This is a genomic window from Aquella oligotrophica (assembly GCF_002892535.1).
Taxonomy (GTDB): domain Bacteria; phylum Pseudomonadota; class Gammaproteobacteria; order Burkholderiales; family UBA11063; genus Aquella; species Aquella oligotrophica.
The window spans coordinates 567110-590503 of sequence record NZ_CP024847.1 but is presented as its reverse complement, the minus strand read 5'-3'; the positions used below and the strand labels follow the sequence as shown (position 1 = coordinate 590503).

General features: G+C 39.3%; 19 protein-coding genes, 2 tRNA genes and 3 rRNA genes. 9 read left to right on the top strand and 15 right to left on the bottom strand.

Annotated elements, in window-relative coordinates:
* Positions 1 to 93 precede the first annotated feature (93 nt).
* Both CUN60_RS02735 and CUN60_RS02730 read right to left on the bottom strand, forming a co-directional pair.
* Positions 94 to 2199: a DUF1554 domain-containing protein gene (locus CUN60_RS02735; RefSeq protein WP_102950558.1), complete on the bottom strand. Its 2106-nt coding sequence runs from the start codon at positions 2197 to 2199 to the stop codon at positions 94 to 96.
* Positions 2200 to 2359: 160 nt separating this feature from the next.
* Positions 2360 to 2908 carry an outer membrane beta-barrel protein gene (locus tag CUN60_RS02730; protein WP_102950557.1) on the bottom strand — a complete coding sequence of 183 codons (549 nt, stop codon included), beginning with the start codon at positions 2906 to 2908 and terminating at the stop codon, positions 2360 to 2362.
* A gap of 273 nt (positions 2909 to 3181) precedes the next feature.
* Between CUN60_RS02730 and CUN60_RS02725 the strand changes: the two genes are divergently transcribed.
* Positions 3182 to 3955 carry a PAS domain-containing protein gene (locus CUN60_RS02725; RefSeq protein ID WP_102950556.1) on the top strand — a complete coding sequence of 258 codons (774 nt, stop codon included), beginning with the start codon at positions 3182 to 3184 and terminating at the stop codon, positions 3953 to 3955.
* Here CUN60_RS02725 and CUN60_RS02720 read toward each other — a convergent pair.
* Entirely contained in the window at positions 3952 to 4314 is a 363-nt protein-coding gene (locus CUN60_RS02720) for a RidA family protein (RefSeq protein ID WP_102950555.1), read from the bottom strand. The two genes, CUN60_RS02725 and CUN60_RS02720, sit on opposite strands and share 4 nt — an antisense overlap.
* 77 nt (positions 4315 to 4391) lie before the next feature.
* Here CUN60_RS02720 and CUN60_RS02715 point away from each other — a divergent pair, with 77 nt between their 5' ends.
* Together CUN60_RS02715 and CUN60_RS02710 are read left to right on the top strand one after the other, a co-directional pair.
* Positions 4392 to 4826 carry an acyl-CoA thioesterase gene (locus CUN60_RS02715; RefSeq protein WP_102950554.1) on the top strand — a complete coding sequence of 145 codons (435 nt, stop codon included), beginning with the start codon at positions 4392 to 4394 and terminating at the stop codon, positions 4824 to 4826.
* Positions 4823 to 5242 (top strand): hypothetical protein, encoded by a 420-nt coding sequence (locus tag CUN60_RS02710; RefSeq protein ID WP_102950553.1) that lies wholly within the window; start codon positions 4823 to 4825, stop codon positions 5240 to 5242. Before CUN60_RS02715 ends, CUN60_RS02710 begins: the two co-directional genes overlap by 4 nt.
* Before the next feature lie 46 nt (positions 5243 to 5288).
* Here CUN60_RS02710 and CUN60_RS02705 read toward each other — a convergent pair whose 3' ends face one another.
* The gene (locus tag CUN60_RS02705) at positions 5289 to 6416 is read right to left on the bottom strand and encodes a S1 family serine peptidase (RefSeq protein ID WP_102950552.1); all 1128 of its coding nucleotides are present in this window, start codon (positions 6414 to 6416) and stop codon (positions 5289 to 5291) included.
* Positions 6417 to 6686: 270 nt separating this feature from the next.
* Here CUN60_RS02705 and katG point away from each other — a divergent pair, with 270 nt between their 5' ends.
* Positions 6687 to 8852 carry a catalase/peroxidase HPI gene (gene katG / locus CUN60_RS02700; protein WP_102950551.1) on the top strand — a complete coding sequence of 722 codons (2166 nt, stop codon included), beginning with the start codon at positions 6687 to 6689 and terminating at the stop codon, positions 8850 to 8852.
* Positions 8853 to 8885: 33 nt separating this feature from the next.
* Here katG and CUN60_RS02695 read toward each other — a convergent pair whose 3' ends face one another.
* Complete coding sequence (locus tag CUN60_RS02695) at positions 8886 to 9305, bottom strand: RrF2 family transcriptional regulator (RefSeq protein WP_102950550.1); 420 nt, start codon at positions 9303 to 9305, stop codon at positions 8886 to 8888.
* A 168-nt stretch (positions 9306 to 9473) separates the two neighbouring features.
* Here CUN60_RS02695 and CUN60_RS02690 point away from each other — a divergent pair, with 168 nt between their 5' ends.
* From CUN60_RS02690 to CUN60_RS02675, 4 genes are all read left to right on the top strand, one after another.
* On the top strand, positions 9474 to 10115 hold the full coding sequence (locus tag CUN60_RS02690) for an alternative oxidase (RefSeq protein ID WP_102950549.1): 642 nt from the start codon (positions 9474 to 9476) through the stop codon (positions 10113 to 10115).
* Between the two features lie 20 nt (positions 10116 to 10135).
* Positions 10136 to 10537 (top strand): group III truncated hemoglobin, encoded by a 402-nt coding sequence (locus CUN60_RS02685; protein ID WP_102950548.1) that lies wholly within the window; start codon positions 10136 to 10138, stop codon positions 10535 to 10537.
* 70 nt (positions 10538 to 10607) lie between these two features.
* Positions 10608 to 10931 carry a cupin domain-containing protein gene (locus CUN60_RS02680; RefSeq protein WP_102950547.1) on the top strand — a complete coding sequence of 108 codons (324 nt, stop codon included), beginning with the start codon at positions 10608 to 10610 and terminating at the stop codon, positions 10929 to 10931.
* A 195-nt stretch (positions 10932 to 11126) separates the two neighbouring features.
* On the top strand, positions 11127 to 11918 hold the full coding sequence (locus CUN60_RS02675; protein ID WP_102950546.1) for a helix-turn-helix transcriptional regulator: 792 nt from the start codon (positions 11127 to 11129) through the stop codon (positions 11916 to 11918).
* Here CUN60_RS02675 and CUN60_RS02670 read toward each other — a convergent pair.
* Positions 11915 to 12622, bottom strand: a complete 708-nt coding sequence (locus tag CUN60_RS02670) for a PAS domain-containing protein (protein ID WP_102950545.1) — start codon at positions 12620 to 12622, stop codon at positions 11915 to 11917. The genes CUN60_RS02675 and CUN60_RS02670 overlap by 4 nt on opposite strands.
* Before the next feature lie 87 nt (positions 12623 to 12709).
* Between CUN60_RS02670 and CUN60_RS02665 the strand changes: the two genes are divergently transcribed.
* Entirely contained in the window at positions 12710 to 13600 is an 891-nt protein-coding gene (locus CUN60_RS02665) for a hypothetical protein (protein ID WP_102950544.1), read from the top strand.
* On the opposite strand, the gene CUN60_RS02660 is transcribed toward CUN60_RS02665, so the two are convergent.
* The 9 genes from CUN60_RS02660 to CUN60_RS02620 all read right to left on the bottom strand — a co-directional run bounded on the left by CUN60_RS02660 (position 13597) and on the right by CUN60_RS02620 (position 23392).
* The gene (locus tag CUN60_RS02660) at positions 13597 to 14352 is read right to left on the bottom strand and encodes a hypothetical protein (protein ID WP_102950543.1); all 756 of its coding nucleotides are present in this window, start codon (positions 14350 to 14352) and stop codon (positions 13597 to 13599) included. The two genes, CUN60_RS02665 and CUN60_RS02660, sit on opposite strands and share 4 nt — an antisense overlap.
* A 402-nt stretch (positions 14353 to 14754) precedes the next feature.
* Positions 14755 to 14869: ribosomal RNA gene (rrf, locus tag CUN60_RS02655) — 5S ribosomal RNA — on the bottom strand.
* 243 nt (positions 14870 to 15112) lie between these two features.
* Positions 15113 to 17979: ribosomal RNA gene (locus tag CUN60_RS02650) — 23S ribosomal RNA — on the bottom strand.
* A gap of 379 nt (positions 17980 to 18358) precedes the next feature.
* Positions 18359 to 18435 (bottom strand) — tRNA-Ile (locus CUN60_RS02645).
* Positions 18436 to 18452: 17 nt separating this feature from the next.
* Positions 18453 to 18528, bottom strand: a tRNA-Ala gene (locus CUN60_RS02640).
* A gap of 169 nt (positions 18529 to 18697) precedes the next feature.
* Positions 18698 to 20227, bottom strand: a 16S ribosomal RNA gene (locus CUN60_RS02635).
* The 16S, 23S and 5S rRNA genes sit together here with 2 tRNA genes alongside, the layout of an rRNA operon.
* A gap of 355 nt (positions 20228 to 20582) precedes the next feature.
* Entirely contained in the window at positions 20583 to 20879 is a 297-nt protein-coding gene (locus CUN60_RS02630; RefSeq protein WP_102950542.1) for a hypothetical protein, read from the bottom strand.
* A gap of 57 nt (positions 20880 to 20936) precedes the next feature.
* Positions 20937 to 22487: a DEAD/DEAH box helicase gene (locus tag CUN60_RS02625; RefSeq protein WP_102950541.1), complete on the bottom strand. Its 1551-nt coding sequence runs from the start codon at positions 22485 to 22487 to the stop codon at positions 20937 to 20939.
* A 128-nt stretch (positions 22488 to 22615) separates the two neighbouring features.
* Positions 22616 to 23392: an SDR family NAD(P)-dependent oxidoreductase gene (locus tag CUN60_RS02620; protein WP_102950540.1), complete on the bottom strand. Its 777-nt coding sequence runs from the start codon at positions 23390 to 23392 to the stop codon at positions 22616 to 22618.
* Positions 23393 to 23394 lie beyond the last annotated feature (2 nt).

Genomic DNA, 23394 nt, shown 5'->3' with positions numbered 1-23394 from the left:
AAAGATCATGCATTAACATGAAATTAGCTATTGGCAATGCTAATATTATTAGCATTGCCTTTTATTTATTATATAACATTAATAGTATAACAATTAATTATGGAATTGTTCTACACAATAAAGATAAGCCTGCTGAGTACAAACCGGCCAATTCGAGATCCAATATTGAGGCGTATCACCCCAACCTGTTGTTCCTGAAACGGATCCTGAACCCGATGTCCAATCACTACAATTATAACCGGCACCTTGCCCCCCTGTCCAAACCCAACTCACAGATGGAGCTACGAAATTATCTAAACTTGCCAAATTGTTTCCATTACCAATACCAATTTGAGTAGTTTGATCTGGACGATAGTAAACTGTTCCATTATTAGTTGCACTATTCCCTTCTAGCATTGCTTTCCAGTATGTACTTCCTGACACAGGATTATTTGTATCATTCTGGCATAAGTAATTGGCAGCTTCAAAACCAGTAGTAATATTAGTACCGCCAGCAGAAACAGCCGCAGACACCAAATCACCATCAGTAGCACTTGATGTTGCAAAAATACGGCAATTTCCACCGCCACAAGAAGTTGGTGCAGGTGGGGATGCAATTGTAACTGGCGTACTACCATTTTGATACCCAGTTGCACTTGCAATAATAGTAAATTCTGTACCACCAGTACCTGTAGCAGCACATAAACCATTTCCATCACCAATAGTACAAGAAGGATTGGTTGCAAATATAGTACAAGTTGCAGTTCCTGAAAATGGTGCTCCACTAGGACCTGATCCAAACCCATAAGCATTAGCAGAAGTAGGATTTATGGTAACCGTTACAGTAGTATCTAATAAAACTGGGGAAGGGGCTGTAACTGTAACGTCACGGCATTCTGCACCTGCGGTAACAGTTGCACTGGTTGTGACAGTCAATGCAGGTCCAGGAGATGGACCTGGTCCCGGAGTAGGCGTTGGAGTCGGGGTAGGTGTCGGACTTGGCGTTGGTGTCGGCACCACATCTGGATTCACATTTTGACTTGTACCCCCAGTACTTGTCTCTGTCTGTCCACTCGGGTTCGTTCCTGTTACTAGTACCGCATTTGTTGTCGGTGCTACACTTGTATTAATCAACTCATACGTTACCTTGATTACTCGCTGTCCATTTAATATCTCATCTGCTACTGTTATCTTCACATTCGGACTGCTGCTCGTTACCGTTATCTGTGATGCTGTCAAATCTCCTATATTGTATAAGTAACCATACTGGATTGAATCTTTCTGTGTCAGATACACCTGATTTGGTGTTAATTGCAGATTGATGTTATTTCCCTGTGTAGTCAGTGTATAGGTTGCTGTACTCGTACTACTATTTGTCGTAGCTTTTAATGCCTCACTCTTCAGGTTTAGTCTCTCGGCTAAGCTACTTACCGCTGATGTAGCTAGTGTCTGGTACGATGTCTGTACTTTGATATTCTGCGTCAGGTTTACTCCCTGCGGAATCGGTAACTCTATCTCTACTACATCTCCCATTTGTAGCGGTGAACTACCTGGTCCTGCGTTATTACTTGTTACCATCTGGTTCGGAATTACATTCCCACTTTCATCTACCAACTCTATCGTATTGATTGTCCCTACATTTGGTGACTGCACTACTGCGGTTACCAAGATAAATGGTACTCCGCTTTCGCTATATTGCGCTTTGGGATAGAAATATAAGCCTACTCCATTTGCATTGGCTGATTCGCTATATGGTACTTGTTGCACTCCAATTGCTAACGGTGTTGCTGCTTCGGCTCCATTACTATCTATTGCACTTACTACCGTACCTCCTGCTATTGTTGATTCTGGTACTGAGAATTTCAGGTAACAGCTACTTTTTGCTGCTATATTTGCACAGGCTAATGCACTTGCCTGATCCATGGTTATGCTATTTCCTGAGCCTACCTGCTGCCCAACACTATACTTGATTCCACTTATCGCTACATCTGATGGGTTATATACTCCCATGTAGTTGATACCTGTCTTGTTCGCTAATGAAGGTAAGATACTTGGGGCTACAAAGATTAATTGACTATTTCCATTAGGTGGAACTGTGCAGCAGCCACCGCTTCCGCCTCCACACGCACTTAATACCGCTGCGGTTATCCCTGCTAATGCCAGATTCTGAATCCTACGACTTCTTCCATGTACGAATGTCTTTGTTGTCAGATTTTTCATGCATGCCTCTTATACCAATTATTTCTATATTTTTTATTTCTTATCTACCATGTATACTTAGTTTTGCTTTAGTAAATATGGTCATCTCTCAAAATAAACAGGATGATATTTCTTGTCTATCACCCTGCTCTCATGAAGGAATCTTTTATAATGTTGCTATTTAGAAATTGTACTGTACACCACCCAGTACCAAATTCGTTGCTCCAGCACTCTGATTTCCGCCACCAAATGGTACATAAATTGTATCTTCTACTCGTAAATCAAAATGATTACTAATCGCAAATGATCCTCCCACTCCTGCTAAACCTACAAAATTTGACATCGTACTATTCTGACAGTAAGATGATGGAGTGCCCGGATTAGTTGTGCCACTAAAGCTTTGATAGTTAAGACCAGCTCCCAAACGCCCATATAAAGCAAAAACACGACTTAATGGCAAAGTTCCTTTTGCTGCCACATCAAAAATATTATTATATTGTGATGCTCCATACTGACTGCTTGGTAACCATGCATAGCCACCCTCTAAACCAAATGAGCGGTTAAAAGCATAGCCTGCATTTAAGGTCGCGGCAAATGAACCTGTTGGTAAATACTGCATTGTCCCAAAACCAGCGTTGGCATTAATGTATGCTCCACTTCCAGTTAGTTGATCTGCATTACTTAATGCAACAAGCCCCAAACAAACTGCCATTACTTTTAATTTATTCATTTAAATCACTTGCTTTCTTAAAATAATTACACACTAGCAATTGTAAGCTCTCGCTACACTACTGGTATACGGGCAAAAACACCCACAAACATCCATCCAAAGAAAACACCATTTCTCAAAAATAAGACAAGTCAATAGATGCAGATACAAAAGTATTCGTTATCACTAGACACCACAAAATGATGAGGTATAAATTTTTATACCATAAAAATCAGCAAATGTTGTAAAATTACACAGATATAAAAAAACTAACATCATGGACACATCTAACCTATGGAATATAATTACACCCAATTAGAGCGCAAAAAAATCTCAACTAACCGTAAAGAGTACATAGATAGTTGCGGCTTATTGTCTAACTCACTGGCATATGCATTTGTAATACTTGACGAGTTAAATCGGATTTTATTTGTTAATGAAGCGTTTAATCAGTTATTGAAACTAGAAAAACCACCCAAGATTGGTGAAAATTTTATAAAAAAAATCCCAGGGATTTTTAAAGAAAGTAGCATAGAACAACTTATCAGAACTCATGCAGAAATAATTAAGACAAATCAACGTCGAATTTATCTTGAAGTGCGCAAAAATGAAAACATTGTTGATGCATATATTGTCCATAAAACTCCTGTATTTGATCTAGACAATAATTTTCTTTGCTTGCATCTACAGTATAAGCCCTTTACCGTAGCAAGACTTGCTAATCTGGGAGCTAAATTCCATAAATTAGAAGGCTACTACCCATTAAATCGCAACGATTTTGCCGAAGTAACCTTAACTCGGGTACAACAAATGATTATTTATCTTTATGTGCGCAATTATTCATATACGGAGATCGCTGACTGGATGACAAGATTTGGACATAAAATTTCACCAACTGCCGTGAATAAGCAATTACTCAAATTAAAGAGTATTTTTAATGTAACTACCAGTGATGCATTAAAGGACGTATCTTTTAAATACGGATATGATGTTGCCGTTCCGGCAGAGTTTCTACCGGAAGGTTCTCATGACATTACTCATGATGTATTTGATTTGTGGATATGTTAATTAACCCTAGAAGGCCCTAATGCCGCAGTTAACTGTATTTCAACTAAATATGTCGAATTTGCCAACCTTGCTTCAATACATGCACGAACCGGAGCTGTACCCGCTGGAAGCCAAGCATCCCATATTTCATTAAAGGCACCAATATGATTAATACTTGAAAGGTAAATCGTTGCCATTAAGATATTCGACTTATTACTACCTACCTCAAGCAATCGCGACTCTACTGACGAAAGCAGATTTTTTGCTTGTTCACTAATATTTCCATCAAGATTTGATGGCACTTCTACCAAATATACTGTATTATTGTGAATCACCGCATCCGACCACCTCGCGGTTGTTCCAATTCTTTTAACTGACATCGTTTTTAACACCTATAAAAGCTGATAGAGCATTACAAAATACGTTATAATTAAGTCTCCATTCTTTAGGAATCCAAATGGAGAATAAACCCTTATTATATAGTAAAAACTATGTCATTCGTTGGGATGATATGGATGCATTCAACCATGTCAATAATGCCGCGTATTTTACCTATTTACAGGAATGCCGTTTTGACTGGCTGTTGTCCCACAATATAATCATTGATCCAACTACTTTCGGTCCAATTGTCGGTGAAGTCGGTTGTAAATATCTGAAACCAATCACCTACCCAGCAGAAATAGTCGTTGAATTATACTTAAATCATAAAGCTGGTCGCAAAATATATCTTGAACATATTATTCGCGATAAAAATACCCCTGATCTAATCTATGCAACTGCGACCGCAACCGTAATTTGGATTAATTTTACTACCGGACGTAGTATAATGCCACCACCACAATACGATTATATACTTGAAGATATAAATAAAGTAAATGAGGAATTAAAATGAAAAAAAGGACTATTAATACAATTAATCTTATGCTGATCTCAGCGGGGTTTTTAATATCCAGCTGTGCTAATGCAACGGCTAACAACACTACACAATCAGCAAAAAAGCCGATTATTTATGTAGATGATGAGAGCAAGGTTTTTAGCGGTAAGCAACTGGTATTTTTCCGCGATAATAATCCAAGTGCAAATTCAAATGCCAAAGAAATTTCAGATATGGTAATAAAGAATGCTAAAAGAAACCCTAACTTAGACGTAAGAATCACTTATAAAGCTGAATCAGACTTAGCAAATCAGGTAGCAAACCAAGTACATGAACAGGTAAGTAACCAAATTTATATAGAGCATTGCTGCAAACTCGATAGCGGACGAGTTAATTTGAAGGGTAATCAGATAAATATTAGCTATTATAAATAAAAAAAATCGGGAAAGTATCCCGATTGTTTTATTTCAAGTGTACCTGCTATTGAGGTTGAGCCGCACAAATAAAACCACTTACCGAAGCATTACAACCAGTTGGAGTAGTATCCTGAGCCATAATTTGCTGTAGTTGAGTGGTAAATGGTCGCACATCCGCAGACACATCATTAGCTCCAGCATAATTTACATTTGCTGACCCACATATTGAAGAACCATAAGAATGCGCTCCAACCAGATTCCAGTTAGCACCATCCCAATAGAAGTCGCCACCACCAGAATCGCCACCACAAATAATACTATAATAAGCATTAGTTCCTGATGGTGAATAACCATTCATTAATGTGGATAAACCAGTTTCACCTTGATAGCTATTATTAGCAAAATATTCATAGGTAATATAAAACAAATTGGTATTGTATTGATTAGTATTTGTAATACCATATCCTAATGCCATAATATAGCTAGGTTGCGCCATAGTTAGACCACTTGGAGCAAGCTTTACTTGTGAGTTAACATTCATCGACTGAGCACTAGTAAAATTAACTTTTAATAATGCCAAATCGCCATTTTGTGCAGGAAGATAACCACACTCATAATTACCATACTGATTTAGTGTAAAAGGAGCTACCTGGCAATACTGGCTTGGAATATATACTGCAGTAATAGTCCCAGTTGTTCCTGTATTGTTAGAAGCATTTAAAGTTTGATTTATATAATTAACATGAGTATTAGTAACTGAGTCAATCTTAGTAAAAGTAGTTATATTATTAGCCGTAACCTCAGCACCAATAGATTTAGGGTTCCCAACTACACAATGTGCTGCACTTAACACATAACCAACACCTGTTGCAGGATTATAACTAAGTGGCGTTCCAGTACAATATCTACCACCCGTACCATTGGTTAAAGCAACCGCCATGCTTTCCAATGTTGCCTGTGTTGGCGCACTTACATTTTCAACTTGACAATCACTTCCATAAGCAATTTTAGCATTACCTCCAGAATTACTTGAAGATGTAGGATATCCACTAGGCAAGCACTGATAACCACTAGGCAATGTATTTGTAGGATTTGGTGGATAGGTTGTTGAACCACCGCTTGAAGAGCTACTACCGCTATTACAAGCAGTTAGACTTAGTAGCGATAATAAAACCAGACTTATTTTTTTCATTTACTGCACCTTATAACATTTTTTCAATTTTATCATCTGATACCCTACCTTAGCAAACCTCATTACGCCAAATAAGCTGATTTAAGCATTATAAATAATTTAACCATTTCAAATCAGTAAACTATAGATAAACCAAAATCCAACACTCGCCTCTTAATCAGAGAGTTAGTTTTTGACTATCAAGCCCATCATTAAAATTAATTGGCTAGATAAGATATAAATCAGTAATAATTACCCTCTCACCGATATTAAATATAACAAGGATTGATTATGACAACATCAGCGGGCAAATGCCCAGTAATGCATGGTGCAAATACTGAAAATGCTAATAATGTAATGGCATGGTGGCCAAAATCATTGAATCTAGATATTCTACATCAGCATGATAGCAAGACCAATCCACTTGGCAAAGATTTTAACTATCGCGAAGAACTAAAGAGTCTTGATGTAACTGCGCTCAAAAACGATCTAAAAACATTAATGACAGATAGTCAGGAATGGTGGCCTGCGGATTGGGGGCATTACGGTGGCTTAATGATCCGTATGGCATGGCACTCAGCAGGAACTTACCGGATTGCGGATGGGCGCGGTGGTGCTGGGACAGGAAATCAACGTTTTGCCCCACTTAATTCATGGCCAGATAACGTAAATCTAGATAAGGCACGCCGTCTTTTATGGCCGATTAAGAAGAAATACGGGAATAAAATCAGCTGGGCAGATTTAATGATTCTTGCCGGAAACATGGCTTATGAGTCAATGGGTTTACAAACCTATGGTTTTGCTTTTGGACGTGAAGATATCTGGCATCCAGAAAAAGACATCTATTGGGGTTCAGAAAAAGAGTGGTTGCAGCCTAGTGGTGGCGAAGGTAGTCGTTATTCGGGAGAACGTGATCTGGCAAACCCTCTTGCCGCAGTAATGATGGGGCTTATCTATGTTAATCCAGAAGGTGTTGATGGTAAACCTGACCCACTTAAAACTGCGCATGATGTCCGAGTAACCTTTGCCCGGATGGGAATGAATGATGAAGAAACCGTAGCTCTTACAGCTGGTGGACATACCGTAGGTAAGGCACATGGTAATGGTAATGCAGCAAAGCTTGGCGACGCACCAGAAGGAGCAAATATTGAAGAGCAAGGGCTTGGCTGGATTAATAACTCCTCACGTGGAATCGGACGAGATACCGTTAGTAGTGGGCTTGAAGGTGCATGGACAACTAATCCAACCAAATGGGATAATGGCTATTTTCATCTGCTATTAAACCATGATTGGGAACTGAGGAAAAGCCCAGCTGGCGCATGGCAGTGGGAACCAGTTAAAATAAAAGAAGAAGACAAGCCTGTGGATGTCGAAGATCCATCAATTCGCTGTAACCCAATCATGACTGATGCAGATATGGCAATGAAAATTGATCCTGAATATCGTAAAATTTCCGAACGTTTTTATAATGATCATAAATATTTTTCAGAAACTTTTGCCCGAGCATGGTTTAAACTAACTCACCGTGATATGGGACCAAAATCACGCTATATTGGTCCGGATGTTCCAAAAGAAGACTTAATCTGGCAAGACCCAATCCCAGCAGGAAATAAAAACTATGATATTGCTAGTATTAAAGAGAAGATAAATAATAGCGGTTTATCAATTTCTGAACGAGTTGCAACAGCGTGGGATAGCGCCCGAACTTTCCGTGGTTCAGATAAGCGTGGTGGTGCAAATGGTGCGCGAATCCGACTTGCGCCCCAAAAAGATTGGGAAGGGAATGAACCTACTCGCCTTACTCGCGTTTTAGCTATCTTTGAAAAAATTGCGCTAGAAACCGGAGCAAGTATTGCTGATATAATTGTATTAGCTGGCAATACTGCTATTGAAGAAGCTGCTAAAGCGGCTGGTTTTGCGATTAACATTCCGTTTATTCCCGGACGTGGTGATGCTACGGCAGACATGACTGACTGTGAAGCTTTTGAAGTACTTGAGCCTGTTGCGGATGGCTTTCGTAATTGGCTTAAATCCAATGATTATGTTGTGACTCCCGAAGAATTACTACTTGATCGTGCCCAACTTATGGGTTTAACGGCGCAAGAAATGACAGTACTAATTGGCGGTATGCGTGTACTTGGGGCTAATTATGGAAATAGTAACCATGGAGTCTTCACAAATCAGCAAGGCATCCTTAGTAATGATTTCTTTGTTACTCTTACCGATATGGCTTATAGCTGGAAACCAACAGGTAGAAATTCGTATGATCTGGTTGAACGTAAAACCGGCCTAACTAAATGGACTGCTACTAGAGTTGATTTAGTATTTGGTTCAAACTCAATTTTGCGGGCTTATGCTGAAGTTTATGCACAAGATGATAATAAAGCAAAATTTATTAATGACTTTGTTAGTGCATGGACAAAAGTGATGAATGCGGATCGCTTTGATACTCTATAATTAGTAGTACTCAAAGTAGCGCTTGGGCAGCCACTATTCTTTTATAAGTAAATTTATAAAAGCTCTAGTGCGCTGCCCATTTAAATCATTTAATGTGTACTGATCCAAATAATCATAAAATGCATTTACTGCTCCACGTAACATACCACGTAGATCACAATTGGAATGAAGGATACAGGCATCACAATCAAGTAATTCTTCCCGATTTTCCAAAATCATGATTGTCTGACCGAGCTTTAGGCTATCACTAGATAAATTATAGAATAATCCCCCATTGCGCCCACGGACTGAACCAATCCACTTTTGATGAACCATAAAGTTTAAAACTTTTATTAGATGATTGCGCGGTACATTAAATTTCCCAGCGATTTCATCGATAGTCACGAGATCCGATGATTGTTTAAGGTACATGATTGCTTTTAGAGCAATGTCAGTGAATAAGGTTAACTGCATTTTATCTATCTAAGTATCTATTTTTAATTATCCATAAATATACCATAGATAAGCCTCGCATATTCAATACTTATATTTTTAATGCAATTATTTTAAGGCTAATACTTGTATTTAAAATGCAATATTTGTTATAATCATGTTACCGAATAAACAAATGGAGATAAAAAAATGAAAGCTACGCATAAATCAGTTAGTTCTATTCATGATGCAATTGCATATGGATTAGTCAAATTTTTTAGGGCACTTGCAGATATCTACTTTGGTAAGCGATATGCTAATCGAGCAATCATGCTAGAGACAGTGGCAGCTATTCCGGGTATGGTAGCAACATGGCTACTTCACCTTCGCTGTTTACGGCGGATTAAAAATGATAATGGCTGGATCAATCAACTATACGAAGAAGCAGAAAATGAGAAGATGCATCTGCTAGTTTATATCCAAATTGGTAAACCAACCTATTTTGAACGCTTTGCTATTTATCTGGTCCAAATTTTGTTCACTCCTTTCTACCTTTTAATGTATATGCTCTCAAGCAAAACTGCGCATCGCTTTGTTGGCTATTTGGAAGAAGAGGCAGTAGTTAGTTATAACCACTATCTTGAAGCAATTAACAATGGACAAATTGCAAATACTCCAGCCCCAAAAATTGCAATAAACTACTGGAAACTTAATGAAAATGCAACTTTACGTGATGTTGTAATTGCAACTGGAATTGATGAATGTAAACATCGTGATATAAATCATCAACTATCTGATAATATCAATGCAGGCAATAAAATTCTACAGAATATTTATCCTGAAACAAAATGAATAGCTGAAAGCAGAACAAAATGAAACAAGATCTAGTAAATCGTAAAGATATAGAAAAATTGGTAAATACCTTTTATGATAAGGTAAAGATTGATCATAAAATAGGCATATTTTTTAATGAAGTTGCAAAAGTAAACTGGGAAGAGCATTTGCCACAAATGTATGATTTCTGGGAAAGTATCCTCTTCAGTAAAAATGTGTTTAATGGTAATCCAATGAGAAAACATATCGAATTAAATACAAAACAACCGCTAGCTATTGAGCATTTTGATCATTGGTTACAATTATTCACAAGTACTACCGATGAAATATTCTCTGGACCAAATAGTGAAAAAATTAAACAATATGCAGCAATCATAAAAGAAAATTTATCTGCCCGGGTTTTGACAAAAAATCAAATAGGAGAGCCGTCAATAAGATAAATACAAAATTTATTTACCGTCAAATATTAGTTTGTTACATCACAACTTAAATTGAAAAAGGAACATAAAAATGAAAAACTATTCAATCACCAACTTTTATGAAAACATTGAGTTTTCACAAGATAAAGTAATGATCAAGAAAATTCTTGAAACAGCGGTATCTAAAGAAATAAGAATTTGTCTCACTAAAGATCAATCAATGAAAGAACATACTGCTCCAGCCCCTATAATAGTTATGGTCTTAGAAGGCAAAGTTAAATTTACCGTAGCAAATAATGAATACGAGCTGAAAAAAGGGGATACGATAAATCTTGATGCAAAAATCCCACACAGTTTACTAGGAATTGAAAATTCGATTATCAGACTTAGTTTAGCTCAAACCAACCCTAAATAGTATGGAAGGCAGTTATTAGCTATTCTTTTTCCCTATCTGCTATAAGCCTAATACTGAAATTTTTATAATAACTCCGGTAAATTAGCCTTAATTTCCCCAAGAGATAATAGTATAATAAATTCTATAGTCCAATTCTTCGGCATCGACTTTGTAGTAAGTCTCCCCCGACCTTTTAGCTAGAAAAGATTAACCGACATGCCTCAAGAGAGTATATTGCAAGCCACTACCAACCAGATAGCAGGATTGAATAATTCTGTTGGATTTATCCTGACCGATCCAGATCTAAAGATTATTCAAATTAATCAAAAAGCTAAACATCAGCTCTCAATTACGGATGAAGCTAATTGTGGCAAAATCATTGATATTTTTAGCTCATCAAATAGTTACTATGCAAAAAATAGAAGTAGCGATAACTCACTAAATAAATTCCATCGTTCTAGTGATATTGAGAAAATTGTCAACATCATTTATCAAATTGTTATCAATGAAAAAACTCCCGTACAATATATTGCATTCTGGCCATATCAAGGAGAGTATAAATCATTATTAATACATGCTATTCCTGCCTTTGACCAAAAGGCAAGAGTCATTGCAGTAGAACACATCATTTCGGGATATAGTATGTGGGGAATCCAGGAGTATTTCTCATTAACCGAGTCGTTACAAGCAAATTTTCTAATCCCTATGCCGGATGACTTTAAGTTTAAGGTTCAATTAACAAATCGCCAGCACGAAGTTCTTTTTTTGATGGTTTCAGGAATCAGCCAGAGAATGGCATCACAAATTCTTGAAATCAGCTATGGAACTTTATCAAGGATAGTTCGCGAATCAATCTGTCCCAGATTTGGAATTGAGGATAATGACATAATTAAATTGGTAGCCAGAGCACGCAAAATGGGATACGATAAATACATACCACAAAGTCTTTGCCGACCATGCATAATTGTGCAAGACCACAATCTGGTTGTTAAATATTTCAATTTTTAATATAAATCATGGGTATCTAGAGCAATCGTAGTTGATGGTAGCATCTCGGTAGGAATAAGTCGGTTATAGCCAAGCTCTACAAGCTTTACATATAAAGCCTGTCGATTATATACACCGAACTTATGAAATAATTGATCAGTAAATACACAGTCAATTGTTCCCTTACTAATTTTCTTGCCCTCCATTTGATAGATAATCTCGACCATTTCGGCACTATTCAAATTAGCCAAAAATAAAAAGACTATTTGCTTCTCACGTTTACTCAAATTAGGCAATTGCTGATTTTGTTTTTGGGTAAGATTCAAATTTTGATACATATTAATAATTTGCTGTGCCGGATCAAGAGTAGCAAACTCAAATACCTGACATAAAATACCAATTACACTATCAGTCTTCTCCTCGATAATTGGTGATTTAATAAATGTCAATGGAGTCAATTTTCCCTTTATTTTATCAATATGAATAAATGGCAATGCCCTACGCTCTTGAATAATTTGCTTATCTTCACAAATCCGTGAGGCATTATTTTCCTCCCCAATAAACATATCATGTTTACCAACTATTTCTTCAACTGAATAACCAAGAAGGCTAGCAAAATTTGGTGAACAGTAGAGATAACGCGAATCAAGATCTTTTACTCCTATTATCTGGGTTGGAAGCATATTAGCCAAGCTAGCAAGTCTATCAATAAATAATTCAAGCATATGGTAGAGACCCCTGGCAAAAACAAGGTATGAAAATATAAAGGATTTCAATATAATCATGACATAAATTATTTTAGAGTATAAGACATGATTTATTTAATTCTTTTTCTGGCGTTTAACGCAATTGCCCCTATTATAATCTATTTCTGGGGACAAGATATTAATCATGATATTTTGATATTTATTTCTGCCGCTACAGCAATCATAAGCTTTCATTTGCTTAATTTTAGAAAAAATAAACAAACCTATGTCAGAATTATAAAAGATAAAAGCATTTGGGCTGGAATTACAAAAGTGATTGCAACTACAACTTTTATGTGGATTGCTGGGTTTATAATTCCTATTACTTATACTCCATTTATTTTTGTTTTTAGTTATCTGGGCTGGCCTAGTTTCTTTGGTGCTGTGGTAATGGCAACAACAACCCGTAAACCAGTGTATATAATTCAAAGTATAATGATAGCAATTACCTTTATCTTATTTTATTTTGTGACATTCAATAAGTTTTCCCTAATAAAAGCCAGCATTGGAATATTAGTTACAATGCTAACAGGATTATCATTATACCTTTATCTAAGATCATCCAAGGGACTTAATAATAAAGGAATGAACTCACGTCAAATTTTAGCATTACGATATTGGCTACTACTAATTCTGCCACTAGCATTAATCATCTACCGACATGAGTTTCATTTATTTACAACCATGATTGTTTTAAAGGGAGTTATTATTGGTATGATCACACTAGTACTACCACTTTATTTTGGTCAGTTGTGTATCGAGAAATTTGGCTCTGAGAAATTTTCATTAGCAATGGGCTTTACCCCAATACTTACCTTTACATTGCAGTTTATCATGCTAAAAGCTGAATTAGTGGCTATAACCATTGCTATGTCACTTGCAATAGCCATTGCATTCCCTTTACTTGCAAGTAAGGCTTACTCCATGAAAGCCCTACGCAGCAAGGCGGCAATCTAATGCACCATGTATGAGCCCTGTAAATGATTTAATAAACTCGATGGAATCTGTTTATAAACACCATTTTTTACTAAAAACTCTTTCAGATTAGAAATATGATTAAACTCAAGATCAAATTTATTACAAATCGCATTTTTCTTTTTAATAATGGCATCTAATGAACGAGGATGTTCTGGATATAATCGATTTAAAAAATTTTGAATCTGCGTAAGAGCCCAACCAATTGAAACGAGAAAACAAATTTCATGCTCATAAAGTGTAAGTTTATCAATTACTGGATTAAAATCAGAATCAGGAAACTTAACATCTAAATTATCACCCAGAGAATCCATAATTGACATACATTCATTATTTAAGCCAGAGGGAATTTCCTGACAAAGTATTCCAAGAACATCCCTAGTTTCGTTATCTACAAGCTTTGTCCTTAGTACCAATCTGGCATGAATATTATCTTTATAGGAAAAAAAATTAATAGCAGACATAGTTTCTGCGTCTGATCTTATTAATAGATCTTCTAACTCCATTGTCTGTTTACTTATTTTAGGATGGTTTTTCCCCATGAAGTCAATAATTGACTTTCCTAGTACTAATTCTACATTTTCAAGCCCATATACCTCAGCAGCATAATCAGTCATTGCTAAATAATTACCATTTTTATCTTTAAGATAAAAGACATATTTCATCTTTGAAAAAAAATTAATACTATTAATCGCTTGAGTTAAGACAGGATGTAACTCCTTTTTAAACTGCATAATTCCCCCAATTATTAACCAAATATTGCGAGATTCTAGCAGAAGAACTATCATTAGACAATCTGCCAAATTGGCAGTGTATGCTAAATAAAGGATAACCCATCTAACTAAAGAGTAATAAGATAGATAAAAGAAGGTAACCCCATAACAAGATCCTGACCAAAGGTCAGGAGGTTATGGAGGGAGATATGAACTTTTTGATTATTTTGTAGCTAATTTGTTGCTAATTGAAATTGTCGTAAGTCCGATGTGTCAATGCTTATACTCAATCAGATTGAAGAAGCATGGTAGGCGTGAGCTACCCAGCTTACGCTATTGTGTTGCCGTATTGTCTACTATCAACTATTTCGGCTCCACAAATGTAAAGACCCGGTATTATCCGGGTCTTTCTCTTGTATGGGAGCTTGGCAATGTCCTACTTTCGCATGGTATACCCCACACTATCATCGGCGATCACCCGTTTCACTGTCCTGTTCGAGATGGGAAGGAGTGGTTCCAGGTCTCTATTGTCACCAAGCAATTCTTTTGCACGTTCTTTTGAACTATGCGAATTCGGTTTAACAGATGGATTTTGTTTTGATATTAACTATGTTTATTTACTTAAGCTCTTCTCACACTTATCTCAGCAGTACTGCCATGCCTATTTGTAATAACTTCGTTACAAGACTCCTCATTTAATTTCATGTAAATCACGTCATCTTGCGTCTCGTTTTTACTTCATATGCTTTTGCAGTATTTTTACTAAAACTACTAAAATAATAGAGTCAAGCCTCTCGGGCAATTAGTATCGGTTAGCTTAACACATTACTGCGCTTCCACACCCGACCTATCAACGTTGTAGTCTTCAACGACCCTTCAGTGTGCTCACGGCACAAGGGAGATCTTATCTCGAGGCAAGTTTCCCACTTAGATGCTTTCAGCGGTTATCTCTTCCACACTTAGCTACCCGGCAATGCGACTGGCGTCACAACCGGTACACCAGAGGTGTGTCCACTCCGGTCCTCTCGTACTAGGAGCAGCCCCCTCAAATCTCCAACGCCCACGGCAGATAGGGACCAAACTGTCTCACGACGTTTTAAACCCAGCTCACGTACCTCTTTAAATGGCGAACAGCCATACCCTTGGGACCGACTACAGCCCCAGGATGAGATGAGCCGACATCGAGGTGCCAAACACCGCCGTCGATGTGAACTCTTGGGCGGTATCAGCCTGTTATCCCCAGCGTACCTTTTATCCGTTGAGCGATGGCCCTTCCATTCAGAACCACCGGATCACTATGACCTGCTTTCGCACCTGCTCGACTTGTCAGTCTCGCAGTCAAGCAACCTTTTGCCATTGCACTTTCCTCACGATTTCCGTCCGTGATAAGGTTACCTTCGTACTCCTCCGTTACTCTTTGGGAGGAGACCGCCCCAGTCAAACTGCCTACCATGTACTGTCCCCGGTGCTGTTACACCTAGGTTAGAACCTCAAACATATCAGGGTGGTATTTCAACGTCGGCTCCATTGTGACTAGCGTCACAACTTCAAAGCCTCCCACCTATCCTACACAAATATGGTCAAAGTCCAATGCAAAGCTGCAGTAAAGGTGCATGGGGTCTTTCCGTCTAGCCGCGGGGAGATTGCATCTTCACAAACATTTCAACTTCGCTGAGTCTCTGGAGGAGACAGTGTGGCCATCGTTACGCCATTCGTGCGGGTCGGAACTTACCCGACAAGGAATTTCGCTACCTTAGGACCGTTATAGTTACGGCCGCCGTTTACTGGGACTTCAATCAAGAGCTTGCACCCCATCATTTAATCTTCCAGCACCGGGCAGGCGTCACACCCTATACGTCCACTTTCGTGTTTGCAGAGTGCTGTGTTTTTAATAAACAGTCTCAGCCACCATTTCACTGCAACCCCTTACTGCTTCGGAAGTAAATTCCTACACATCATCGGGGCGCACCTTCTCCCGAAGTTACGGTGCTAATTTGCCGAGTTCCTTCTCCAGAGTTCTCTCAAGCGCCTTAGAATACTCATCTCGTCCACCAGTGTCGGTTTGCGGTACGGTCGTGTACAGCTGAAGCTTAGAGGCTTTTCCTGGAAGCTTAGTATCAACCACTTCTTACCCGTAGGTAATCGTCATCACACCTCAGTGTTAGAAAGCCGGATTTGCCTAACTTCCCCACCTACATGCTTAAACCAACTATTCCAACAGTTGGCTGGCCTAACTTTCTCCGTCCCCCCATCGCACTATACATCGGTACAGGAATATTAACCTGTTTCCCATCAGCTACGCATCTCTGCCTCACCTTAGGGGCCGACTCACCCTACGCCGATTAACGTTGCGTAGGAATCCTTGGACTTTCGGCGAGCGGGCTTTTCACCCGCTTTAACGCTACTCATGTCAGCATTCGCACTTCTGATACCTCCAGCATGCTTTTCAACACACCTTCATCGGCCTACAGAACGCTCCTCTACCACTCACATTACTGTGAATCCGCAGCTTCGGTTATCAATTTAGCCCCGTTACATCTTCCGCGCAGGACGACTTGACTAGTGAGCTATTACGCTTTCTTTAAATGATGGCTGCTTCTAAGCCAACATCCTAGCTGTCTATGCCTTCCCACATCGTTTACCACTTAATTGATCATTTGGGACCTTAGCTGGCGGTCTGGGTTGTTTCCCTTTTGACACCTGACGTTAGCACCAGATGTCTGTCTCCCGTGTATTACTTTCTCGTATTCGGAGTTTGCCATGGTTTGGTAAGTTGCAATAACCCCCTAGCCATAACAGTGCTCTACCCCAAGAAGTATCAACCACGAGGCACTACCTAAATAGTTTTCGAGGAGAACCAGCTATCTCCGGGTTTGTTTAGCCTTTCACCCCTATCCACAGCTCATCCGCTAATTTTGCAACATTAGTCGGTTCGGACCTCCAGTGCATGTTACTGCACCTTCATCCTGGCCATGGATAGCTCACCCGGTTTCGGGTCTACACCCAGCAACTATTCGCCCTATTAAGACTCGGTTTCCCTACGCCTCCCCTACTCGGTTAAGCTTGCTACTGAATGTAAGTCGCTGACCCATTATACAAAAGGTACGCAGTCACGGATCAAGTCCGCTCCCACTGTTTGTATGCATGCAGTTTCAGGTTCTATTTCACTCCCCTCCCGGGGTTCTTTTCGCCTTTCCCTCACGGTACTGGTTCACTATCGGTCGATTACGAGTATTTAGCCTTGGAGGATGGTCCCCCCATCTTCAAACAGGATTTCTCGTGTCCCGCCCTACTTCTCTATAGCTTAGTTCTTAATGTCGGATTTCAGATACGGGGCTATCACCCACTATGGCATACCTTCCCAGGTATTTCTCCTATCTCGTCACTATAACACTATACGGCTCCTCCGATTTCGCTCGCCACTACTTTCGGAATCTCGGTTGATTTCTTTTCCTCCGGGTACTTAGATGTTTCAGTTCTCCGGGTTCGCTTCCCTTGCGGGATGACCATTTCTGGCCGGGTTTCCCCATTCGGAAATCTGCGGATCAAAGTCTGTTTGCCGACTCCCCGCAGCTTATCGCAAGCTACTACGTCCTTCTTCGCCTGTAATCGCCAAGGCATCCACCACATGCACTTAGTCACTTGACTCTATTATTTTAATAGTCTCTTTACCGTATTAATAGCTAACTTTGTCAGCTTAGTTAACGCGATAAAAAATTCAAGTAAACTGCTGATTCTCAAAGATTCGTTTCCAAACCTCTAAGATTTTATTTTTTACTGTATGAGTTTCTTTTTGCTTAAGTTTTTTACATATGCAATCTACCCGCATATCCTTTACTCTTCCTAAACATTGCTGCTTAGTCAGATACTGTCAATAACTCTTTCAAATCATTGCCAGATTTTTATAAATATACGCGTTGGTAAATTTTTAATATCTAACTCTATCCATCTTGTTAAAGATCTTAGTACCAAAGTACTTAACATAAATGACTTAATCTTAATCTCATCTACATTAGACACTCTGTCTTGGTGGGTCTGGGAGGACTTGAACCTCCGACCCCACGCTTATCAAGCGTGTGCTCTAACCAACTGAGCTACAAACCCGTTATCTCACCTATACCTGGTGGAGGATGACGGGATCGAACCGACGACCCCCTGCTTGCAAAGCAGGTGCTCTCCCAGCTGAGCTAATCCCCCAAATGTCTTCGTACTACTTTGTCGCTCAATTGCTCATTTAGATCACTAAACTTTGCAATTTCGCTCCGCGTATTACTCGCATTTTTTATACTCTGTATTTCTACTTAGTACCTCTAATCTTAACTACTATAAACAACCAATAAATGTGAGGCATCCAACCATTCTCTAGAAAGGAGGTGATCCAGCCGCAGGTTCCCCTACTGCTACCTTGTTACGACTTCACCCCAGTCATGAAACATACCGTGGTAATCGGCCCCCTTGCGGTTAGCCTAACTACTTCTGGTATCCTCCACTCCCATGGTGTGACGGGCGGTGTGTACAAGACCCGGGAACGTATTCACCGCAGCATGCTGATCTGCGATTACTAGCGATTCCGACTTCACGTAGTCGAGTTGCAGACTACGATCCGGACTACGATAAGTTTTATGAGATTTGCTCCACGTCGCCGCTTCGCTTCCCTCTGTACTTACCATTGTATGACGTGTGAAGCCCTGCTCATAAGGGCCATGAGGACTTGACGTCATCCCCACCTTCCTCCGGATTAGCTCCGGCAGTCTCACTAAAGTGCCCAACTTAATGATGGCAACTAGTGACAAGGGTTGCGCTCGTTGCGTCACTTAAGACAACATCTCACGACACGAGCTGACGACAGCCATGCAGCACCTGTGTTACGGTTCCCGAAGGCACAATCTCATCTCTGAAATCTTCCGTACATGTCAAGAGCAGGTAAGGTTTTTCGCGTTGCATCGAATTAATCCACATCATCCACCGCTTGTGCGGGTCCCCGTCAATTCCTTTGAGTTTTAATCTTGCGACCGTACTCCCCAGGCGGTTTACTTCTCGCGTTAGCTTCGCTACTAAGGTTGCCCCCAACAGCAAGTAAACATCGTTTAGGGCGTGGACTACCAGGGTATCTAATCCTGTTTGCTACCCACGCTTTCGTGCATGAGCGTCAGTTTTATCCCAGGGGGCTGCCTTCGCCATCGGTGTTCCTCCAAATCTCTACGCATTTCACTGCTACACTTGGAATTCCACCCCCCTCTGACAAACTCTAGATGACCAGTCTTAAAAGCAGTTCCCAGGTTGAGCCCGGGGATTTCACTCCTAACTTAATCATCCGCCTGCGCACGCTTTACGCCCAGTAATTCCGATTAACGCTTGCACCCTACGTATTACCGCGGCTGCTGGCACGTAGTTAGCCGGTGCTTATTCTTCAGGTACTCTCAGCGATAGATGGTATTAGCATCTACCCTTTGCTCCCTGACAAAAGAACTTTACAACCCGAAGGCCTTCTTCATTCACGCGGCGTTGCTGGATCAGGGTTCCCCCCATTGTCCAAAATTCCCCACTGCTGCCTCCCGTAGGAGTCTGGGCCGTGTCTCAGTCCCAGTGTGGCTGATCTTCCTCTCAGAACAGCTACTGATCATCGCCTTGGTAGGCCTTTACCCTACCAACTAGCTAATCAGCCATCGGCCGCTCTTTCAGCGACAGGCCCGAAGGTCCCCGCCTTTCCTCCTCAGAGATTATGCGGTATTAGCACATCTTTCGATGCGTTATCCCCCACTAAAAGGTACGTTCCGATGTATTACTCACCCGTTCGCCGCTCGCCACCAACCCGAAGGTCGTGCTGCCGCTCGACTTGCATGTGTAAAGCACGCCGCCAGCGTTCAATCTGAGCCAGGATCAAACTCTTTTGTTTTAATCCTAGACTTATAGTCTACTCTTTTTATAGTGCATTCATACACGAACACACTCGCTTGACGTCTTTGGTTTCCCGTTAGACATCTGCTATTTTTTTGTAACACCATGAAACAGATTATTTAATAACCCACCCCACGGCACTACCTTTTCTATAGCTAGATGCCTCACATTTATTGATTGTTTATCTTGTTAAAGATCTGTTTTGTTTCTCTTTTTATCCCGCGTCTTCATTCGCGAGATCAGTATTATCACACAGCAAACACATCATTGTCAAATGTTTTTCTAGAATGATTAATATTTTTCATTAACTCCAATATGGGTAATCAAAACACAACAAAGAGATACCATCTAAATTATTTTACAAATTTACATTCATCAAGCACATTATTATGGTAATCACATTTAACAGGAGTAACTACCGTAGCATTAAATTCAACGGTAGTTTCCTTACGTAGAGCGTAATTACCAGATTCTTCATGAGTAATTTTGCAGTTATTTATAATATCCGCCGCAGAGGAATTACTATTTAAAGTATAAGTATTGCCACTTTCCCCCTGACAGGTTACTATCTGCTTATCCAAATTGAGACTATTAAATGCATGAACATTAACAATAATAAACATATTAATGATTAATAATACCTTTCTCATTTTTCAAATCCTCTCAAAACCTAGTAATAGCGAAATTAAAAAAAATTAATATATAAGTTAATTCTTAGCAATCTCAACCATCTTCTTATTTTTCTGGTTTAGTTTACGAATAATAATTTCTGCTTCATCAAGTGGTACTGAAATAAATGAGAATTTATCCATAATCCGAATATCCCGAACTTTACGCCCTGGTGTTTTACAATTTTGATGCAATACATCCAATAATACTCTTGGCGTCATACCATCTTTTTTACCTAGCGCGACAAATAATTTCACATTATCCGCACTAATCCGGTTTTGCTCAATTCTAGCATAACTTTCTTCAATAAATTCATCCTGATACTGATAACGTAATAGAGAGGCAACCAAAGTTACTGGGTCATTATTAGCCAGTAACTGATTCGCCAGTTTAGAATAAGAGTAAAAGTCTTTTTCATTGATAATTTCTTCGACGCAAGCTTGCAAATATTCTTCTTTTGCCTTGATTACATCTTTAATTGCTGGAATTTCCTGCTTCTTAATATCAGTTTTAGTGATTTTACGGATTTGCCCAAGACGTGACATTTCTTTTGGTGTAACAAAAGTGATTGCAATACCTTTTTGACCTGCACGACCAGTACGCCCAATCCGATGCACATAAGCCTCAGCCTCATGTGGAATTGAATAGTTAATCACATGCGTTAGATTATTTACATCAATTCCACGTGCTGCAACATCAGTTGCAACTAATAGATTGGTAATCCGCTCTTTAAACTCCCCTAGAGTTTTTGTTCTTTGCCCCTGACTGATATCACCATGTAAAGAATCAACTGCGTAGCCACGCGCTTTAAGGTGCTTAGTAACTTCATCAACTTCTACTTTAGTACGGCAGAATATAATTCCATAAAAATCTTGTTCAAAATCAAGTACTCGGCATAATGCTTCAAATTTGTCGCCTTCTTTGACTTCGAAATAAATCTGCTCAGTAAGTTTAGTAGTTAATTCTTTATTTTCAACTTTTAATATCTTATATTGCCCCATATAACGTTTAGCAATTTGTAAAATTGAGGGCGGCATAGTTGCCGAAAAGAAAAGCATATTTTTTTCAGCATTAGTTGATTCAAGAATTTTTTCAATATCTTCAACAAAGCCCATATTTAGCATCTCATCAGCTTCATCAAGAACAAAGAACTCAAGGTTATTTAACTCAAGAACGCGACGCTCCATCAAATCCATAATCCGCCCAGGAGTTCCAACGATGATATCACTCCCTTTACGGATGCTACGGATTTGTTGCTCAATCGAGGCACCACCATAAACTGCGGATACGCGTAAGTCACGTTTACCAATTAGCGAATACATCTCTTCACAAACCTGAATTGCCAGCTCACGAGTTGGGGTAAGAATAATAGCTTTGATACTACCATCTCTAGTGATACTTTCTATTATTGGAATTGAAAATGCAGCAGTTTTACCTGTTCCAGTTTGCGCCTGACCAATAATGTTAGCTTTTTCAGCCAGAAATTCAGGAATTACCAACGCCTGGATTGGGCTTGGATTTGTAAAACCCTTTTCATTTAAAGCATTTAGCATTTCCTGACTTAAATTAAAATCATTAAATGTTTTCATATAGTTTATCCTTTTTAGACTGCAAATATCTATTACTGCGCCAAAAAGTAAAACTTGATGCAGTTAGCATACTTAGCAAAGTATTAAAATAAAGAAGCAGGTGCAAAAGACCACCTGCTAAAGAATTGTTATCCCTGACGGTGAACCTTGGTCGCACGAGCTTGTCGACCAGCAAGAATCAGAGACTCAGCAAGATTAACATGAAGAGGAAGGTTTGCTGTATAGACTATCAAATTGGCGATATCTTCAGCCTGTAATGGTTCAAACCCATCATATACTTTTTCCGCACGTTCGGTATTACCATGAAACCGAACTTGACTAAACTCAGTATTTACTGCCCCCGGCAATATTTCACTCACTTTTATACCGTGCTCAATCATTTCTTCACGCAAACTTTGAGTAATTGCATGAACTGCATGTTTGGTTGCACAATATACACCACCTTTGGCATACGATTCAACACCAGCAACTGAGCCAATATTAATTATATGTCCAAAGCCTTGTCGTACCATTTTTTGGCTAATTAGCCTTAATACCGAAAGAAACCCTTTAATATTGGTTTCAATCATCGTTTCCCAATTATTCGGGTCATCATCAATAAAATTATCCAAACCTAAAGCCAACCCTGCATTGTTGACTAGAATGTCAATCTCAGAATATGCTTCAGGTAAGTGATTTAGTACCATCTCAACCTGCTTGGCATGGGTAACATCCATTCCAACCACAAATATCTCAATACCAAATTCAGACTGTAAACTCTCACGAAGAGCCTCAAGTCGATCAACTCTTCTAGCAGCAAGAATTAATCTGCAACCATAAGAGGCAAACTCTTTGGCACAAGCAGCACCAATCCCAGAACTAGCTCCAGTGATTAATACGGTTTTATCCTTGATACGATTTAACACCA

Excerpts from the sequence above, each read along its gene's own strand:
- CUN60_RS02735 (WP_102950558.1), bottom strand. The coding sequence starts at position 2,199 with ATGAAAAATCTGACAACAAAGACATTCGTACATGGAAGAAGTCGTAGG.
- CUN60_RS02730 (WP_102950557.1), bottom strand. The coding sequence starts at position 2,908 with ATGAATAAATTAAAAGTAATGGCAGTTTGTTTGGGGCTTGTTGCATTA.
- CUN60_RS02725 (WP_102950556.1), top strand. The coding sequence starts at position 3,182 with ATGGAATATAATTACACCCAATTAGAGCGCAAAAAAATCTCAACTAAC.
- CUN60_RS02720 (WP_102950555.1), bottom strand. The coding sequence starts at position 4,314 with ATGTCAGTTAAAAGAATTGGAACAACCGCGAGGTGGTCGGATGCGGTG.
- CUN60_RS02715 (WP_102950554.1), top strand. The coding sequence starts at position 4,392 with ATGGAGAATAAACCCTTATTATATAGTAAAAACTATGTCATTCGTTGG.
- CUN60_RS02710 (WP_102950553.1), top strand. The coding sequence starts at position 4,823 with ATGAAAAAAAGGACTATTAATACAATTAATCTTATGCTGATCTCAGCG.
- CUN60_RS02705 (WP_102950552.1), bottom strand. The coding sequence starts at position 6,416 with ATGAAAAAAATAAGTCTGGTTTTATTATCGCTACTAAGTCTAACTGCT.
- katG (WP_102950551.1), top strand. The coding sequence starts at position 6,687 with ATGACAACATCAGCGGGCAAATGCCCAGTAATGCATGGTGCAAATACT.
- CUN60_RS02695 (WP_102950550.1), bottom strand. The coding sequence starts at position 9,305 with ATGCAGTTAACCTTATTCACTGACATTGCTCTAAAAGCAATCATGTAC.
- CUN60_RS02690 (WP_102950549.1), top strand. The coding sequence starts at position 9,474 with ATGAAAGCTACGCATAAATCAGTTAGTTCTATTCATGATGCAATTGCA.
- CUN60_RS02685 (WP_102950548.1), top strand. The coding sequence starts at position 10,136 with ATGAAACAAGATCTAGTAAATCGTAAAGATATAGAAAAATTGGTAAAT.
- CUN60_RS02680 (WP_102950547.1), top strand. The coding sequence starts at position 10,608 with ATGAAAAACTATTCAATCACCAACTTTTATGAAAACATTGAGTTTTCA.
- CUN60_RS02675 (WP_102950546.1), top strand. The coding sequence starts at position 11,127 with ATGCCTCAAGAGAGTATATTGCAAGCCACTACCAACCAGATAGCAGGA.
- CUN60_RS02670 (WP_102950545.1), bottom strand. The coding sequence starts at position 12,622 with ATGCTTGAATTATTTATTGATAGACTTGCTAGCTTGGCTAATATGCTT.
- CUN60_RS02665 (WP_102950544.1), top strand. The coding sequence starts at position 12,710 with ATGATTTATTTAATTCTTTTTCTGGCGTTTAACGCAATTGCCCCTATT.
- CUN60_RS02660 (WP_102950543.1), bottom strand. The coding sequence starts at position 14,352 with ATGCAGTTTAAAAAGGAGTTACATCCTGTCTTAACTCAAGCGATTAAT.
- CUN60_RS02630 (WP_102950542.1), bottom strand. The coding sequence starts at position 20,879 with ATGAGAAAGGTATTATTAATCATTAATATGTTTATTATTGTTAATGTT.
- CUN60_RS02625 (WP_102950541.1), bottom strand. The coding sequence starts at position 22,487 with ATGAAAACATTTAATGATTTTAATTTAAGTCAGGAAATGCTAAATGCT.